The organism is Acidovorax sp. NN32 (assembly GCF_057597245.1).
In genome coordinates this window covers 996063-1013008 of sequence record NZ_CP199679.1, presented here as the reverse complement: position 1 = coordinate 1013008, position 16946 = coordinate 996063, and the positions used below count along the sequence as shown (strand labels likewise).

The following is a 16946-nucleotide window of genomic DNA, read 5'->3' as shown; positions in this document are numbered from 1 at the left end:
GGATGTACCCGGAGTTACATACAGGAAGTCCGAACAACCAACCACCAAGCACAAATCAGCAGACAAAAAAAAGCCGCCCGAAGGCGGCTTTTTTAGCTTTGATACCGGTAACTGGCCAGAAGCCAGTCTCGATATTAGAAGCTGTGACGGATACCGAAGTCGTAGCCGTTGGAGTTGTCGCCAGCAGCAGTCACGGAACCGTTCAGGGACTGAGCAGCGCCGTTCTTGTTGCTCACGTGAGCGTACGTTGCGTACAGAGCCGTGCGCTTGGACAGGTTGTGCACGTAGCCCAGAGCGATCTTGTTCGAACGTGGGTCAGCACCAACTTGGTCGATCTTGTAGGTGGAGTAAGCCAGACGGATTTCGCCAGCGCCCACGGGCACCAGACCACCGATCAGGAAGCCCTTACCTTCAGCGCCGCCCTTGACGTCGTCTTGGTTGTAGTGAGCCATGATCTTGGCCACGCCCAGGTCGTATTGACCGCCCAGGTTCACAGCCTTGATGTTGCCCGACAGGAACTTGGTGTCAGAGAAAGCCAGAGCCACGTTGATGGGGCCATTGGCGTAACCAGCGCGCAGAGCCAGGCCGTTGCCGTCCTTCTTGTTGGCTGCGTTGCTCAGGTTTTCACCCATGTAGTACTGGGCTTGGCCGTAGAAACCGCCCAGGTTGCCAGGCAGGAAGTAGCCGATGGAGTTCGAAGCGCGCACGGTGGTTGGGCCACCCAGGCTGGAGTTCAGGGTTTGGGTCGTGCCAACACCGTTCGTGCCGAACGGATCGAACACGGTCAGGTTCCAGAATTGGGGCGTGTAGTCACGGCCCAGACGCACTTCACCGAAGCCGCCGTTCAGGCTGACGGTCGAACGACGGTTGAAGGTCAAGCCGCCACCGCCGGTGACGCCGCTTGCGCCTTGGTTGTTGGTGCTGGTGGTGCCACCGGAACCGTTGTCGTTGTTCACGCCAGCTTCGAGCCAGAACGAAGCGGACATGCCGCCACCCAGATCTTCAACACCGCGGAAGCCCAGACGGCTGCTGTTGTAGCCGGAGTTCGTCAGTTGGGACTTGTTGGCGACGCTGCCGGAACCGTATGCGTAGGTAGCGTCAACGATACCGAACAGGGTTACGGACGATTGAGCCATTGCAGCGCCGGAAGCAGCCAGCACAGCCAGGGCAATCAGGGATTTTTTCATTGCGAGTTACTCCAAGGTTAAACATCGGGCTCCGGTACGGGGGGTCTATGGTGAAAGCACCTGCACAGTCCCGCCGGTTCCCCGGGCCAACCTCCTGGTGGGGAAGTTGCTCTTATTGCACCAGACCCGGCCAGGTTTCGCAAAGGAATTCACCCACAATCGACCCGAAAGGGAAAAATCGTTGCAGTGTTGCAACATTTCCATGAACCCCGGCAAATCGATCTGCTGCGCCTTGTGGCAGCTCCTGCCAACGCCTGAGATTTGTATCCAAGTGAAAATTGTGTTTCTGCGCTCTTGCCAACCTGAAAGCCTCCATGGACTCTTTGCTTATTGCGGCTGACACCGCACTGCGCACACTTTTTGCAACACCCCGGGCATCGGAGCCCACGCCGGCGCGCGGCATGGACGAAGGAGCGCTCGACCCCACCCAGAAGAAGCTGGCGGGGGCGCTGATGCGTGTCAACCATGTGGGCGAAGTCTGCGCACAAGCCCTGTACACCGCGCAGGCAGCCGTCACGCGCGATCCCGCGCTCCGTGCCCACCTGTTGGAGGCCGCCCGCGAAGAAACCGACCACTTGGCCTGGACCCAGCAGCGCCTGGACGCGCTGGGCGCCCGGCCCAGCCTGCTGAACCCCCTGTGGTTTGCGGGCGCCTTCGCGCTGGGGCTGGTCGCCGCCAAGGTCAGCGACCGGGCAAGCCTGGGATTTGTGGCGGAAACGGAAAACCAGGTGGCGGCGCACCTTCAAAGCCACCTCGCACGGCTTCCCGCACAAGACCTGCCCTCACGGGCCGTGGTGGCACGCATGAAGGACGACGAGGAGCGCCATGCAGCCCAGGCACGGGCATCGGGAGCGCTGGAACTGCCGCCCCCCGCCCGGGCGGCGATGAAGGTAGCAGCCAAGGTGATGACCACCACCGCGCACTACCTCTGAGCACTGGCCGCACTGCGCACGCACTGACCGCGTGCGCCAGGGGGCATCGCGCGCGTGACGACCTCAAAAACTGGCGCAGCCCAAGCCAGCAGACGCCGTGGAACTGGCTTTGCCAGGCCACTGGCGTCGTCCCCCTGGGGGGAAGGCGCCGCAGGCGACTCAGGGGGGGTCTATCTCATGCTTCGACCACTTCAAACCCGGTGGTGATCTCCGCCGTCTTGCCCAGCATGATGCTGGCCGAGCAGTATTTGTCATGGCTCATGGCGATCGCGCGCTCTACCGCAGCGGGCGGGATACCCTTGCCGGTCACGGTGAAATGCATATGGATCTTGGTGAACACCTTGGGGTCCGTCTGGGCACGTTCGGTGGTCAGCTTGACACTGCAGCCGCGCACATCGTGGCGGCCCCGCTTGAGGATGAGCACCACGTCGTAGGCCGTGCAGCCGCCTGTACCGGCCAGCACTGTCTCCATGGGCCGGGGCGCCAGGTTCAGACCGCCGTTGGCCGGATTGGCAGCATCGGGCGCGCCATCCATTGTCAAAACATGGCCGCTGCCGGTCTCGGCCACAAAGCCCATGCCAGAACGTGTTCCTGTGCCTCCGGTCCAGCTGACTGTGCATTCCATGGGGTATCTCCTTTTTGGTGCGTGGTTTTTTTCGCACGGAATGGCCCGGCGAAATAAAAATTTGGTGTTGATTTTGCTGCAATGCAACAAGACTCGCGCTAAACTTCCACCAAGCGCTGCTTTTTCTGGATGGAAAAGGCAGATGGCAAGAAGCCCGGTTTTCGGCACTTGTCCCGCACCGATTGTCTCCTCCATCTCCTCAAAGGATGGATTAGCCCCAGGCCTCACGGCTTGGGGCTTTTTTTTGGCTGAACTGGCCTCGATAGCTTCCCTCAGCGGCGCATCGCCCCCCCAAAAACCGACCCCCTATGATGTGGACCCCCGCCGCTGCCCCGTGGCGGCCCCACCTGCCCTGCCATGACCCAGCACCTCACCCCCGCCGACTACCTGAAAAAAATCCTGACCGCCCGCGTGTACGACGTGGCGGTGGAGTCGGCGCTGGAGCCCGCCAAGAACCTCAGCCGCCGCCTGCACAACAAAGTGCTGCTCAAGCGCGAAGACCAGCAGCCCGTGTTCAGCTTCAAGCTGCGGGGTGCCTACAACAAGATGGCGCACCTCACGCCCGAGCAGTTGGCACGCGGGGTGATCTGCGCCTCGGCCGGCAACCACGCGCAAGGCGTGGCCATGAGCGCCCACAAGCTGGGCACGCGCGCCGTCATCGTGATGCCCACCACCACGCCGCAGCTCAAGATCGACGCCGTGAAGACGCTGGGCGGCGAGGTCGTGCTGTTTGGCGAGAGCTATTCCGATGCCTACGGCCATTCGGTGAAGCTGGAGAAGGAACAGGGCCTGACCTTCGTGCACCCGTTCGACGACCCGGACGTCATTGCCGGCCAGGGCACCATCGCCATGGAGATCCTGCGCCAGCTGCAAAGCCTGGGCAGCAACCAGCTCGATGCCGTGTTCGTGGCCATTGGCGGCGGCGGGCTCATCTCGGGCGTGGCCAACTACATCAAGGCCGTGCGGCCCGAGATCAAGGTGATCGGCGTGCAGATGAACGACTCGGACGCCATGATCCAGTCCGTCAAGGCACATGAGCGCGTGACGCTGGCCGACGTGGGTTTGTTCTCGGACGGCACCGCCGTCAAGCTGGTGGGCGAGGAGACCTTCCGCATCGCCCACAGCGGTCTGGTGGACGAATTCATCACGGTGGACACCGACGCCGTCTGCGCCGCCATCAAGGACATCTTTGTGGATACGCGCAGCATTGTCGAGCCTGCCGGGGCCTTGGCCGTGGCGGCCATCAAGCAGTACGTTGCTGAAAAGAAAACCAAGGGCGAAACCTATGCCGCCATCCTGTGCGGCGCCAACATGAACTTCGACCGCCTGCGCTTTGTGGCCGAGCGCGCCGAGGTGGGCGAAGAGCGCGAGGCGCTGCTGGCCGTCACCATCCCCGAAGAACGCGGCAGCTTTCGCCGCTTTTGCGAGGTGGTGGGCGGCCTGCCCGGCGGCCCGCGCAACGTGACCGAGTTCAACTACCGCATCAGCGATGCCGCCCAGGCCCATGTGTTTGTGGGCATCACCACCAATGGCAAGGGCGAGTCGGAGAAAATCGCCAAAAACTTCGGCCGCCACGGCTTCGAGGCACTGGACCTGACCCACGACGAACTGGCCAAGGAGCATCTGCGCCACCTGGTGGGCGGCCATTCGGCGCTCGCGCAGGACGAGCGGCTGATGCGCTTTACCTTCCCCGAGCGGCCCGGCGCGCTGCTCAAGTTTTTGAGCCTGATGCAGCCGACCTGGAACATCAGCCTGTTCCACTACCGCAACCAGGGCGCCGACTATGGCCGCATCCTCGTGGGCATGCAGGTGCCACCCGAGGACGCCGCCACGTTCGACGCCTTCCTGGCCACGCTGGGCTATCCGTATGTGGAAGAGACGCTGAACCCGGCCTACCGGCTGTTCCTGCGATCCAAGTAACCAAAGTATGAGCCAAATTGGCCTCCAGCGCTTATCCATCAAGCGCTGGCAGCTATCAAATCTGACATAGCCCCAGCCAACCCATGCAAGCCCTGCGCCACTATCTGCTGGCCGTGCAGTTTTTCACCCGCATCCCGGTCACTGGTCGGCTGGCAGACTGGGTCGGCTACAGCCCCGCCATGCTGCGGGCCAGCGCGGCACACTTTCCGGGCATTGGCTGGCTGGCGGCGTTGCTGTCCACGGCTGTCTATGCCGCGCTGCATTGGGCCCTGGCGCCCAGCCCGCTGGCCCCGGCCGTGGCCGCCGTGTTCTGCACCATCGCCACGGTGCTGATGACCGGCGGCTTTCACGAGGATGGGCTTGCCGACGTGGCCGATGGCCTGGGCGGCAGCGCCGATCGCGAGCGGGCACTCGACATCATGAAGGACTCACGCATTGGCGCCTTCGGGGCCATGGCGCTGGTGCTGGCGCTGCTGGCCAAGCTCAGCCTGCTGGCGCTGCTGGGGGCCCACAGCCTGCTGGCTGCTGTGGCCGCGCTGGTGGGGGCACATGTGCTGTCGCGTTTCTGGCCGCTGCTCATCGTGCGCAGCCTGCCGCATGTGGGCGACACCGCCCGGTCCAAAAGCAAGCCGCTGGCCGACCAGATTTCGGGCGGCGCGCTGCTGGCGGCATTTTTGTGGTGTTTTGTGCCGCTAGCGCTTGTCTATCAAGCGCAATCAGCTATTTATTTTATAGCGTCTGTATTCTGCAGCGCCCTTGCCGCCGCCTGGATGGCCCGCTGGTTCGCGCGCAGGCTGCAGGGTTTTACCGGCGACTGCCTGGGTGCCACGCAGCAGGTCAGCGAAATCGGCTTTTACCTGGGCGCGGCGCTGGCCTTGCGCTGGATGTGACCGGCGCCCCCCCCAGAACTCGCCTTTGGCTGGTGCGCCACGCCCAGCCGCTGGTGGCACCCGGCACCTGCTATGGGGCGCTGGACATCCCCGCCGACCCCGCCGCCACGCGCGCTGCCGCAGAGCACCTGGCCGCCGCGCTGCCACCCCAGTCGCGGGTGATTCACTCCACCCTGCAAAGATGCGAGCAGCTTGCGCTAGAGCTTCAAGCGCTGCGGCCCGATTTGGTATCAAAACCCGACGCCCGCCTGCGCGAAATGGACTTTGGCAGCTGGGAGGGGCAGGCCTGGGAGTCCATTGCCCGCAGCGACATCGACGCCTGGACGACCGCCTTCGCGAGCTACCGCCCTGGCCTGGGGGAAAACCTGGCAGCGGTGCTGGCCCGCGTGGCGGCTGCGCTGCAGGACCACGGCCCCGGGGCCACACAGGATGTGGTGTGGATCACCCACGCCGGGGTCATCCGCAGCGTGGCGTGGCTGAAGGCGCACGGCAACGGCGTGCTGCCGCGCTCGGAAGAATGGCCCGTAGCCGCGCCGGGCTGGGGCGAGTGGGAGAGGATCGAACTGGGATAGGAGCCGGAGCCCCCTGCCCCGGCATCAAGCATCAACGCTTGAGCGGCATGTCCAGCGTCAGCGTGGCGGGGCCATCAGCATCGCGCCCCAGCTGCGCCTGGCGCGGACCCAGCGCCTGCAGCACCAGCCCGTCATCCACCGCGGCACCCACGCGGAACGGTTTGGCGGGTTTGCCATCCACCGCGATCAGCGCGGCGCCGCCCCCGCTGTTGCGGCCCGAGAGCACTCCGATCAGTGCGAAGCGGCTGGCCAGTGTTGCCACCGGGGCGGCTGCGACCACCCCCGGGGCAGCGGGCGCAGCCCCCAGCAGCCGGGCCAGAGCCTGCGCATCGGGCGCCACGGGGGGTGGCAGCACCACGGGCGCAGCCGCTCCGGCCGCAGGGGCCGACAGGCGCAGCCCCCAAAAAACCACGCTGGCGCCTGCGGCGGCCCATAGCGCCAGAGTCCCCAGGCGGACGCCCCATTTGCTGTACGTATTGGTCACCATGCGGGGATTATGATTCACGCGATTCGACCATCCGAGAGACCGCCAGCAGTGAACACTTCTTTCCCCCTCCTCTTGCGCTCCGCCCGCCACCGCCTGGCCACGAACGTGGCCCGTGGCTTCACCCTCATCGAGCTGATGGTGGTGCTCGTCATCATCGGCGTGCTGGCCGCCCTCATCGTGCCCAATGTGCTGGAACGCGCCGACGACGCCCGCGTGACCGCTGCCCGCACCGACATCACCAACATCATGCAGGCGCTCAAGCTGTACCGCCTGGACAACCAGCGCTACCCCACGGCCGAGCAAGGCCTGCAATCGCTGATCGTCAAGCCCAGCTCGGGCCCCGTGCCCAACAACTGGAAGCTGTACCTCGAAAAACTGCCCAACGACCCCTGGGGCCGTCCGTACCAGTACCTGAACCCTGGCATCAAGGGCGAGATCGACGTGATGTCGTTCGGCGCCGATGGGCAGTCGGGCGGTGAAGGCAAGGATGCTGATATTGGCAGTTGGCAATGACGACCGGCTCTTCGCGACAGACCCCTGCTCCATGAAGCTGGCGCTCCCTCGGCCAGGGATGTCGTGGAACTGGCTTCGCCAGGCCATCGGCATCTCCCCCCCGAAGGGAAGCCGCGCGGCGGCTCAGGGGGGCTTCACCCTCCTTGAGTTGCTGGTGGTCATCAGCATCATTGCCCTGGCCACCGCCGGTGTGAGCATCGCCATGCGCGACAGCGGGCAGACGCTGGTCGAGCGCGAGGCAGCCCGGCTGGCGGCGTTGCTGGAATCTGCGCGTGCGCAGTCGCGCGCCGGGGGAATGCCCGTGCGCTGGCGTGCCGATGCCGGAGGGTTCCGGTTCGAGGGCCTGCCGCCCAGCGCACTGGCGGCGATGCCCGGCCAGTGGCTGGATGCGGGCACCACGGTGCGCGCGCCCACGCTGCTGGTGCTGGGGCCAGAGCCCCTCATTGGCCCCCAGCAGGTGCTGATCACCCACCAGGCCTATCCCGAGCGCACGCTGCGCATTGCCACCGACGGGGTGCGCCCCTTCACCGTCGAGACCGTCCAATGAAGTCCACCCTGCCCCCCCAACGCCGTTGCAGGCGGCAGCGCGGCTTCACGCTGGTGGAGGTGCTGGTGGCGCTCAGCATCGTGGCTATTGCACTGATGGCGGGGCTGCAGGCCACCACGGCGCTCACGCGCAACGCGCTGCGCCAGTCAGACATCGTGCTGGCCCAGTTGTGTGCCGAGAACGAACTGGTCTATGCGCGCCTGTCGCGCCAGATGCCCAGCGTGGGCGACAGCCAGGTCACCTGCGAACAGGCCGGGCGCCAGCTCACCGTGGCCCTGATCGTGCGGCCCACGCCCAACCCGAGCTTTCGCCGGATGGACGCGCAGGTGCTGGATGGCGACAACTCGATCCTGCGCATCTCGACCATCATCGGAAGGTACTAGCTAAATGGCCCCCCTGAGCCGCTTCGCGTCTTCCCCCCAGGGGGACGCCACCCGTGGCCTGGCAGAGCCAGTTCCACGGTGGCACTCGCATGAGCGGGCGCCAGTTTCGACGGCCCTGCGCGGCTCTCGGTGGCAAGCCGGAAGACACCTGCAGCGGCGCACTCACAGCGGCTTCACGCTGGTGGAGCTGCTGCTGGCCATTGCGGTGATGAGCCTGCTGGCCATCCTGAGCTGGCGGGGGCTGGATGGCATGGTGCGGGCGCAGGAGATCACGCGCCAGCGGGCCGACGAGATGCTGGTGCTGCAGTCTGCCCTGGGCCAGTGGGGCACGGACCTGGATGCACTGCTGCCCATTGCCAATACCACGCCGCTCGACTGGGACGGCCAGGTGCTGCGTTTGACGCGGCGCACCAGCGCAGTGCCCGACGAGGGCGCCCTGGTGGTGGCCTGGACGCGCCGGGGCGGCCAGGGTGTGGGCCAGTGGATGCGCTGGCAGTCGCCCCCGGTGCGCACGCGCGCCGAGTGGCAGGAGGCGTGGCAGCTGGCCGCGCAGTGGGCGCGCAGCCCGGGCGACGCCGAGCGGCGCCATGAGATGACGCTGCTGCCGCTGGAGGACTGGCAGATCTTCTACTACCGGGGCGGTGCGTGGTCCAACCCGCTGTCCAGTAGTGGCACCACCCCGGTGGGCACCTCGGCCATCCCCGATGGCGTGCGCCTGCAGATCACCCTGCCGCCCGGTCAGGCCCTGGTGGGGCGGCTCACACGCGATTGGGTGAACCCCGTGCTGGGTGGGGGTCGGACATGATCAGCCCCCCCCTGAGCGGCTGCGCCGCCTCCCCCCAAGGGGATGCCACCGGTGGCCTGGCAAGGCAAGCTCCACGGTGGCACTGGCCTGGGCCGCGCCAGTTTCACAGCGACCCAGGGGGACGCCACATGGGGCCGCGCCCAGTCCGCAGGGAACGCGGTGCGGCGCTGCTGCTGGCCATGCTCACGGTCACCCTCGTGGCAACCTTTGCAGCGGCGTCCATGTGGCAGCAATGGCGCGCGGTCGAGGTCGAGACGGCCGAGCGCGGCCGCGTGCAGTCCACCTGGATTCTGGTCGGCGCGCTCGACTGGTCGCGCCTGATCCTGCGCGAAGACGGGCGCTCGGGTGGTGCGGACCACCTGGCCGAGCCCTGGGCCGTGCCGCTGCAGGAGGCACGGCTGTCCACCTTTCTCGCGGCCGACAAGAACGTCAGCCAGGTGGACGACGCCACCACCGACACCACCGAGGCCTTTTTGTCGGGGCAAATCTCGGACATGCAGGGCCGCCTGAATCTGACCAACCTGGTCGACAACGGCAATGTGCAGACCTTGGCACTGCGGCAGTTCACGCGGCTGTTCGAGCGCCTGGGCCTGCCGCTGCAGGAGCTGAGCCTGCTCACCGACGCCCTGCGGCGCGCGCAGGCCACCACCGGCACCGACAGCACGAACGCCCCGCTGCTGCCCCCCACCATGTCGCAACTGGGCTGGCTGGGCCTGGCGCCCACCACCGTGGCCCGCCTGGCGCCCCACGTGACGCTGCTGCCCGTGCGCGCGCCGGTCAACCTCAACACCGCCGACATCGACGTGCTGCTGGCCGCCATCGACGGCCTGGACATGGCCAGCGCCCAAAAGATGCTGCAGGCCCGCGAGGCCCGGCATTTCCGCACGCTCAGCGAGGTGCGCGACCTGCTGGGTGCCAGCATCGACATCAATGAAGGCGCCCATGCCGTGGCCTCTTCGTACTTTGAGGTGCGCGGCCGCCTGCGCCTGGGCGATGCCATGGTGGACGAGCGATCCCTGGTGCGCAAACAGGGCATCGAGGTCACCACACTGTGGCGCGAACGGGGTGCTTTTGACCGCGAAACCGCCCCGGGCGCTCGGGAGGCGCAGCGCTGAAATCTGACACATCTGCAACACATCCGCAGGTTCGGCCCGCACTGTCAAGCCCGCCCCCTAAAATGGCCCGCAAAACCTGTCCATGAGCACCCTCATCCTTTTCCTGCCGCCGGCCCGTCCGGGGCCGGCCACCGAGTACAGCTACACGCTGACGGCGGACGGCCACACTGCCCTTCGCCACGCCACTGCCCCGGCCGCGCTGCTGCCCGAACCCACGCGCCCCGGCGGCGAAGTGGTGGCCGTGGTGCCCGCCCGGGCGCTGTCCTGGCAACGGGTGCAACTGCCGCCCGGCCTGGCACTGGGCGCGGGCCAGCAGACACCGCGCCTGCGGTCGGTGCTGGAGGGTCTGCTTGAAGACCGCCTGCTCGACGACGCATCGCAACTGCACTTTGCCATCCAGCCGGATGCCAATCCCGGAGAACCCGTGTGGGTAGCGGTGTGCGACCGCACCTGGCTGCGCGACAACCTGCAGGCCCTGGAAGCCGCTGGTCGCCGCGTGTCGCGTGTCGTGCCTGAATTCGCCCCCGGCCCCACCCAAAGTGGCCGCCCCGAGCTGTGCGCCCTGGGCACCCCCGAAGACGCCTGCGTGGTGCTGACTGGGCAAGGCGCCGACCACGGCGTGGCCGTGTTGCCCCTGTCCATTGCCTCCGTGATGCTGGCCCGTGCCGGGCTCCCCCAGGATGCGGCCACGGACGGAGACGATGCGCCCGTGGTGCGCGCCGAGCCTGCGGTCGCGGCCCTGGCAGAGCGCACGCTGGGCCAGCGCGTGGCACTGCACACGGCCAGCCAGCGGGCGCTGGACGCCGCGCGTGGCGACTGGGATCTGGCCCAGTTCGATCTGGCCAGCACCGGCCGCACCCGGGCGCTGCGCAAGGCGGGCAGCCTGGCCAGCGCACTGCTGAACGCCCCACAGTGGCGCGCAGCGCGCTGGGGCGCAGCACTGCTGGTGGTGGCGCATCTGGTGGGGCTCAATGCCTGGGCCTGGCAGGAGCGCAAGGCGCTGGCCGCCAAACAGGCGGCCGTGCGGTCCACGCTGACGCAGACTTTTCCCAAGGTGCAGGTGGTGGTGGATGCCCCGGTGCAGATGGAGCGCGAACTGGCCCAGCTGCGGCAGGCGGCCGGCGCCGTTTCGGCCCGCGACCTGGAGCCCCTGCTTGCCGCGGCCGGAGCCTCCCTGCCCAGCGGCCGCCAGCCCACGGGCATCGAATACGCCCCCGGCGAGCTGCGCCTGCGCGGCGTCACGCTGGCCCCCGATGAAGAAACCGTGCTCTCGGCCCGCCTGCAGGCTGCGGGCTACCGGGCCCGGCTGGACGATGGCAGCCTGCTGCTGCGCGCTGAAGGCACACCATGACTGTCATCACCTCCCCCGCCCTGCGCGCCCGCTGGCAGGCCCTGGCCCCCCGTGAGCAGACCCTGGTCCTGGCCGCAGGTGGCCTCGTCGCGTTCGCCCTGCTGTGGTGGCTGGCCGTGGCCCCGGCCCTGTCCACGTTGCGCGCCGCACCCGCGCGCCATGCCGAGCTGGACTCACAGCTGCAGCGCATGCAAGGCCTGCGCGCCGAAGCGCAGCAGCTGCAGTCGGCCCCGCGCAACACGCGCGGCGATTCCGTCGGTGCGCTGCGCACCGCGCTCACACAGCGCCTGGGCAATACGGCCCAGCTCAATGTGGTGGGAGACCGCGCCACGGTCACGCTCAAAGGCGCTCCCGCCGATGCGCTGGCCCAATGGCTGGCCCAGGCACGCAGCAACGCCCGCGCCGCCCCGGTGGAGGCGCGCCTGACGCGCAGCGCTGCCCCTGCAGGCTCCGCGCCCAACGCCCCTGCACCGGTCAAACTGGGCAACGCGGCCACGGCGATGCCACGTTGGGACGGCACCCTGGTGCTGGCCCTGCCGCCTGCCCAGCCCTGAATCAGCCCCCGCACAGACACTCTCTCCCGTGGCCACCTCCTCACGACACCGAAAACCCGTACCCCGCACTCCCCGTAGCGCATGGGGCTGGGCGCTGGTCGGCGCTGTGGCGGGCGTAGTGCCTGCCGTGGTGGCGTTTGCACCCGCGCATTGGCTGGCACAAAGCGTCGCCAGCGCAACGGGCGGACAGGTACAGTTGCTGCAGGCACGCGGTACGGTCTGGACAGGTTCGGCCCAACTGGTTCTGACGGGGGGCTCGGCCAGCCAGGACAGCGCCGCCCTGCCCAGCCGCCTGGACTGGCGCATCCGCCCCGGCTGGGGTGGCTTGCACGCGCAACTGAATGCCAGCTGCTGCACCCCTACACCCCTGCGACTGCAGGCGAGTGCCGGCTGGTCCGGTACGCGCCTGACCATCATCGACGGCGAGAGCCTGTGGCCGGCCTCCGTGCTGACCGGGCTGGGCACGCCCTGGAACACGCTGCAGCCCCAGGGCCAGCTGGCGCTGCAGACCCGTGGCTTCACCATGCGCTGGAGTGCCGGACGCATGTCCCTGGCAGGCCAGGTGCAGCTGGATGCACGGGCCATGTCGTCCCGCCTGTCCACCCTGCGCCCCATGGGCAGCTACCGGCTGGCAGTGCAGGGCGGCGAGGCGCCCACGCTCACGCTGAGCACGCTGGACGGGCACCTGCAGCTCAACGGCACCGGCCAGTGGGTGGGCAACCGCCTGCGCTTTGCGGGCGAGGCCAGCGCCACCCCCGAGCGCGAAGCCGCCCTGTCGAATCTTCTGAACATCATTGGACGGCGCAACGGCGCGCGCTCCATCATCACCGTGGGTTGAACCTATGAACTCCTTGTTGTCACCACGTCTGGGTTTTGCTCTTAAAGCAATAGCAGCTAGCGCACTACTGGCGTGCGCGAGCGGCCAAATTATTGCCCAAACCGCAATTGATACCGGTACCGGCAGCGTGCGCGCCGGCGAGCCCGTCACCCTGAACTTCGCCAACGCCGAGATCGAAGCCGTGGCCCGCACCATGGCCACCATCACGGGCCGCAACGTGGTGGTCGACCCGCGCGTGAAGGGCCAGCTCAACCTGGTCACTGAACGCGCCGTGCCCCCCGCCGCCGCCTTCCAGCAGTTCCTGGCCGCGCTGCGTCTGCAGGGCTTTACGGTGGTGGAGGCTGCAGGCCTGTACAAGGTGGTGCCCGAGGCCGACGCCAAGCTGCAAGGCGGCAGCGTGAGCGTGGTGCAGGGCAGCTCTGGCAGCGCGCCCGGTGGCGGTCAGATCGTCACCCAGATCTTCAAGCTCAACTTTGAAAACGCCGCCAATCTGGTGCCCGTGCTGCGCCCGCTGATCAGCCCCAACAACACCATCAACGTGAACCCCGGCAACAACTCGCTGGTGATCACCGATTACGCGGACAACCTGCAGCGCCTGGCGCGCATCGTGGCGGCCATGGATGTCTCCAACGCCAGCGATGTGGAAGTGATCCCGCTGCGCAACGCCGTCGCCACTGACCTTGCGCCGCTGGTGGCGCGCCTGATCGACGGGGGCAGCGGTGCCGCGCCGGTCGCCGCACAGGGGCAGGCGGACACCTCGTTCAAGACCACGCTGATTGCCGAGCCGCGCAGCAACGCGCTGATCCTGCGCGCCGCCAACCCGGCCCGTGTGGCCCAGGTGCGCGCGCTGGTGGCACAGCTGGACCAGGCGCCTGCGCCCGGCAGCAGTGCGTCCACCGGCAACATCCATGTGGTGTACCTGAAGAACGCCGACGCCACCAAGCTGGCCACCACGCTGCGTGCCGCCATGGCAGCCATGGGCGGCACCGGCAACACGGGCGGTGGCAGCGCGGGCGCAAGCGCCGCACCGGCCGCGCCCAGTGGAGTCCTGGGCGGTGGCGGCACCAGCGGCAACATGCTGTCCACCGGCAGCGGTCTATCAGGTGGCAGCAGCGGGGGACTGGGCTCGGGAAGCAGTGGCATGGGCACCAGCAGCACCAACAACAACCAGCCGTCCACGGGCGGCCAGATCCAGGCCGACCCCACCACCAACTCGCTCATCATCACGGCGCCCGAGCCCCTGTACCGCCAGCTGCGTGCAGTGATCGACAAGCTCGACGGACGCCGCGCACAGGTGCTGGTGGAAAGCCTGATCGTGGAAGTCTCGGCCAACAAGCTCGCCGAGTTCGGCATCCAGTGGCAAGGCATTCTGGGCAAACAAGGCGATGGCACCGTGGGCGTGATCGGCACCAATTCCGGACAGGCGGGCGCCAACATCCTGGGCATCACTGCGGCACTGGCGACCGGAAATGCATCCAGCATCGCAACGGCGGCGGGCACGCTGGGTCAGGGCATGAACCTGGCGCTGGCGCCACGCATCAACGGCCAGTACTACCTGGGCGCACTGGCCAACTTTTTGCAGAACAGCGGCGATGCCAACGTGCTCTCCACTCCCAACCTGATGACGCTGGACAACGAGGAAGCGCGCATCATCATCGGCAACAACGTGCCCTTCGTCACCGGCTCGTACGCCAACACCACGGGCAGCAGCACCGTGAGCCCGTTCCAGACCGTGGAACGCAAGGACGTGGGCCTGATGCTCAAGGTGCGTCCGCAAATCAGCGAAAACGGCACGGTGAAGATGGCGATCTACCAGGAGGTGTCCAAGATCGACACCGCCACCCTCAGCAATGCCAACGGCCCTAGCACCAGCAAGCGCTCCATCGAGTCGAACGTGGTAGTGGACGACGGCAGCATCATCGTGATCGGCGGCCTGCTGGAAGACAGCTACCAACAAGGCCAGGACAAGGTGCCGGTGATGGGCGACCTGCCGGTGGTGGGCAACCTGTTCCGCAGCGAAACCCGCTCGCGCAACAAGACCAATCTCATGGTCTTCCTGCGCCCCATTGTGGTGCGTGACAACGCCACCAGCGACGCACTGATGATGGACCGCTACGAAGCGATCCGCGCGCTGCAGCAGGCCACGCAGCCCGCCGCCAGCACCGTCATGAAGTCGGTCTCTGGCGCCCCCATCCTTCCCTCGCTGCCCGAGCGGGCGCCTTCGGTCGCCAGCCCCATGCCTGTGCAGCCCGCCGCGCCGGTGCCCGTTCCCATGCAGCAGCTCACCCCTGTAGCGCCCCCTCTACCCACACCGGGTACTGCTCCCCAAAGCAGCGCGCCTGTGGAGCAGTCCAGCCCCACAGCCCAGGCGCAGGTCCCCGCGCCGCTGTACTACGTGAACGTGGGTGTGTTCGGCAAGGATGCGGAATCGCGCAGCGCCATGACCAAGCTGCGCAGCACGGCACTGCCCCTGTCCATCCAGGCGGTAGACACCAACCGGGGCACACTCACCCGCGTGCGTGTGGGCCCCTACAACACCGAAGACGCTGCCAATGCCGCTGCCGCCACCGTGCGCAGTCTGGCACTCAACGCTACGGTCTCGCCCAAGGCGCTCTGACGGACCCACGCCCATGCGCCACCCCCTGCCCTACGCCTTTGCCCGCACCGCCCAGCTGCTGCTGGAGGACGACGGCCACCAGCTGGTGCTGTGGCATGGCCCCCACCCCGACGCCGGTGCGCTGTCCGAAGTGCTGCGCAAACACCCGGTGCAGCAGTTGCTGCCGCTGGACGCCCCGGCCCTGGCCCAGCGCATCAGCGCCGTGTATTCGCACAGCGAATCAAGCGCCGCCACCGTGGTGAGCGAGGTCGAGAGCGACGCGGACCTCTCGCGCATGATGCAGGAGCTGCCCGCCGTGGAAGACCTGCTGGAATCGGCTGGCGACGCACCCATCATCCGCATGCTCAACGCCCTGCTCACGCAGGCCGCGCGCGACGGCGCGAGCGATATCCACATCGAGCCCTACGAGCGCCATTCCAGCGTGCGTTTTCGCGTGGACGGCACCCTGCGCGAGGTGGTGCAACCCAACCGCGCACTGCACGCCGCGCTGATCTCGCGCCTGAAGATCATGGCCGACCTGGACATCTCTGAGAAACGCCTGCCGCAGGACGGCCGCATCAGCCTGCGCCTGGGCACCCGCGCCATCGACGTACGCGTTTCCACCCTGCCCAGCGCCCATGGCGAACGCGCGGTGCTGCGCCTCTTGGACAAGAGCGAAAGCAAACTTAGCCTGGAAGCCGTGGGCATGCAGGGTGAGACGCTGCGCCGCTTCGAGGGGCTGATCAGCCAGCCGCACGGCATCATCCTGGTGACAGGGCCCACGGGCTCGGGCAAGACGACCACGCTGTATGCGGCGCTGGGGCGGCTCGATGCCACGCGCAACAACATCATGACGGTGGAAGATCCCATCGAGTACGAGCTGCCCGGGGTGGGGCAAACGCAGGTCAACAGCAAGATCGAGCTGACCTTTGCCAAGGCCCTGCGCGCCATCCTGCGCCAGGACCCGGACATCATCATGATCGGCGAAATCCGCGACTTCGAAACCGCACAGATCGCCATCCAGGCCTCACTCACGGGCCACCTGGTGCTGGCCACGCTGCACACCAACGACGCAGCCAGCGCCGTCACGCGGCTGACCGACATGGGGGTGGAGCCGTTCCTGCTGTCGTCGTCCCTGCTCGGCGTGCTGGCCCAGCGGCTGGTGCGCAAATACTGCAGCCATTGCCACGGCAGCGGGTGCGAGCACTGCGGCCAGACGGGCTACACGGGCCGCACTGGTGTGTTCGAGTTGCTGGTGACCACCGACGCGATCCGCGCGCAAATCCACAACCAGGCGTCCGAAGCCGACATCCGCACCGCCGCGCTGGCCGACGGCATGGCGCTGATGCGCGAGGATGGGGAACGGCTGATTGCAGCAGGCATCACCAGCCGCGAGGAATTGCTGCGGGTGACGCGGGACTAGCCAGCCGCAGAGGCCAGTTTGATATTATTTTGATAGCAACTAGCGCTTAATAGATAAGCGCTAGGGATCCTCTGCACGAATCGAGCGGCAAGTGTGCGCTGCGGATCGTGATGGGCTGCAAGGCGCAAAACGCAGCAATCGCCGTAGCTATTGCGAGGTTTTGCAACGCCGCAGACCGCCCGAGACCGCAGATGCACACGGCGCGGTG

The 16946-nt window shown here is 67.2% G+C and carries 17 protein-coding genes; 14 read left to right on the top strand and 3 right to left on the bottom strand.

Going from position 1 to position 16946, the window contains the following annotated elements:
- Positions 1-134: 134 nt before the first annotated feature.
- Complete coding sequence (locus ACT89O_RS04705; protein WP_121422331.1) at positions 135-1187, bottom strand: porin; 1053 nt, start codon at positions 1185-1187, stop codon at positions 135-137.
- Between the two features lie 314 nt (positions 1188-1501).
- Between ACT89O_RS04705 and coq7 the strand changes: the two genes are divergently transcribed.
- A complete protein-coding gene (coq7, locus tag ACT89O_RS04700) occupies positions 1502-2119 on the top strand; it encodes a 2-polyprenyl-3-methyl-6-methoxy-1,4-benzoquinone monooxygenase (protein WP_176888349.1) in 618 nt (205 codons plus the stop codon).
- A gap of 175 nt (positions 2120-2294) precedes the next feature.
- Here the strand turns inward: coq7 and ACT89O_RS04695 are convergent, their stop codons facing one another.
- On the bottom strand, positions 2295-2744 hold the full coding sequence (locus ACT89O_RS04695; protein ID WP_055398537.1) for an OsmC family protein: 450 nt from the start codon (positions 2742-2744) through the stop codon (positions 2295-2297).
- Positions 2745-3101: 357 nt separating this feature from the next.
- Here ACT89O_RS04695 and ilvA point away from each other — a divergent pair, with 357 nt between their 5' ends.
- The 3 genes from ilvA to ACT89O_RS04680 all read left to right on the top strand — a co-directional run bounded on the left by ilvA (position 3102) and on the right by ACT89O_RS04680 (position 6126).
- Positions 3102-4664, top strand: a complete 1563-nt coding sequence (ilvA, locus tag ACT89O_RS04690) for a threonine ammonia-lyase, biosynthetic (RefSeq protein ID WP_121507527.1) — start codon at positions 3102-3104, stop codon at positions 4662-4664.
- Between the two features lie 83 nt (positions 4665-4747).
- Positions 4748-5554, top strand: a complete 807-nt coding sequence (gene cobS / locus ACT89O_RS04685) for an adenosylcobinamide-GDP ribazoletransferase (protein WP_487261976.1) — start codon at positions 4748-4750, stop codon at positions 5552-5554.
- Between the two features lie 32 nt (positions 5555-5586).
- Complete coding sequence (locus ACT89O_RS04680) at positions 5587-6126, top strand: histidine phosphatase family protein (RefSeq protein WP_487261975.1); 540 nt, start codon at positions 5587-5589, stop codon at positions 6124-6126.
- Between the two features lie 31 nt (positions 6127-6157).
- On the opposite strand, the gene ACT89O_RS04675 is transcribed toward ACT89O_RS04680, so the two are convergent.
- The gene (locus tag ACT89O_RS04675; RefSeq protein ID WP_487261974.1) at positions 6158-6613 is read right to left on the bottom strand and encodes a type II secretion system protein N; all 456 of its coding nucleotides are present in this window, start codon (positions 6611-6613) and stop codon (positions 6158-6160) included.
- A gap of 72 nt (positions 6614-6685) precedes the next feature.
- On the opposite strand from ACT89O_RS04675, the gene gspG reads away from it, so the two are divergent.
- The 10 genes from gspG (at position 6686) to ACT89O_RS04625 (ending at position 16738) form a co-directional block, all read left to right on the top strand.
- The gene (gene gspG / locus ACT89O_RS04670; RefSeq protein ID WP_121422325.1) at positions 6686-7126 is read left to right on the top strand and encodes a type II secretion system major pseudopilin GspG; all 441 of its coding nucleotides are present in this window, start codon (positions 6686-6688) and stop codon (positions 7124-7126) included.
- Positions 7127-7157: 31 nt separating this feature from the next.
- The gene (locus tag ACT89O_RS04665) at positions 7158-7673 is read left to right on the top strand and encodes a prepilin-type N-terminal cleavage/methylation domain-containing protein (RefSeq protein WP_255484830.1); all 516 of its coding nucleotides are present in this window, start codon (positions 7158-7160) and stop codon (positions 7671-7673) included.
- On the top strand, positions 7670-8056 hold the full coding sequence (gspI, locus tag ACT89O_RS04660; RefSeq protein ID WP_055398542.1) for a type II secretion system minor pseudopilin GspI: 387 nt from the start codon (positions 7670-7672) through the stop codon (positions 8054-8056). Before ACT89O_RS04665 ends, gspI begins: the two co-directional genes overlap by 4 nt.
- Before the next feature lie 4 nt (positions 8057-8060).
- Entirely contained in the window at positions 8061-8861 is an 801-nt protein-coding gene (locus ACT89O_RS04655; protein WP_487261973.1) for a PulJ/GspJ family protein, read from the top strand.
- Between the two features lie 128 nt (positions 8862-8989).
- The gene (gspK, locus tag ACT89O_RS04650) at positions 8990-9976 is read left to right on the top strand and encodes a type II secretion system minor pseudopilin GspK (RefSeq protein ID WP_487261972.1); all 987 of its coding nucleotides are present in this window, start codon (positions 8990-8992) and stop codon (positions 9974-9976) included.
- Between the two features lie 82 nt (positions 9977-10058).
- Positions 10059-11327: a type II secretion system protein GspL gene (gene gspL / locus ACT89O_RS04645; protein ID WP_487261971.1), complete on the top strand. Its 1269-nt coding sequence runs from the start codon at positions 10059-10061 to the stop codon at positions 11325-11327.
- The gene (locus ACT89O_RS04640) at positions 11324-11881 is read left to right on the top strand and encodes a type II secretion system protein M (protein ID WP_055398546.1); all 558 of its coding nucleotides are present in this window, start codon (positions 11324-11326) and stop codon (positions 11879-11881) included. The genes gspL and ACT89O_RS04640 overlap by 4 nt, the downstream gene beginning before the upstream one ends.
- Before the next feature lie 28 nt (positions 11882-11909).
- On the top strand, positions 11910-12719 hold the full coding sequence (gene gspN, locus ACT89O_RS04635) for a type II secretion system protein N (RefSeq protein ID WP_121507533.1): 810 nt from the start codon (positions 11910-11912) through the stop codon (positions 12717-12719).
- Between the two features lie 4 nt (positions 12720-12723).
- The gene (gene gspD / locus ACT89O_RS04630) at positions 12724-15336 is read left to right on the top strand and encodes a type II secretion system secretin GspD (protein ID WP_487261970.1); all 2613 of its coding nucleotides are present in this window, start codon (positions 12724-12726) and stop codon (positions 15334-15336) included.
- Between the two features lie 13 nt (positions 15337-15349).
- The gene (locus ACT89O_RS04625; protein ID WP_487261969.1) at positions 15350-16738 is read left to right on the top strand and encodes a GspE/PulE family protein; all 1389 of its coding nucleotides are present in this window, start codon (positions 15350-15352) and stop codon (positions 16736-16738) included.
- Positions 16739-16946: the final 208 nt, after the last annotated feature.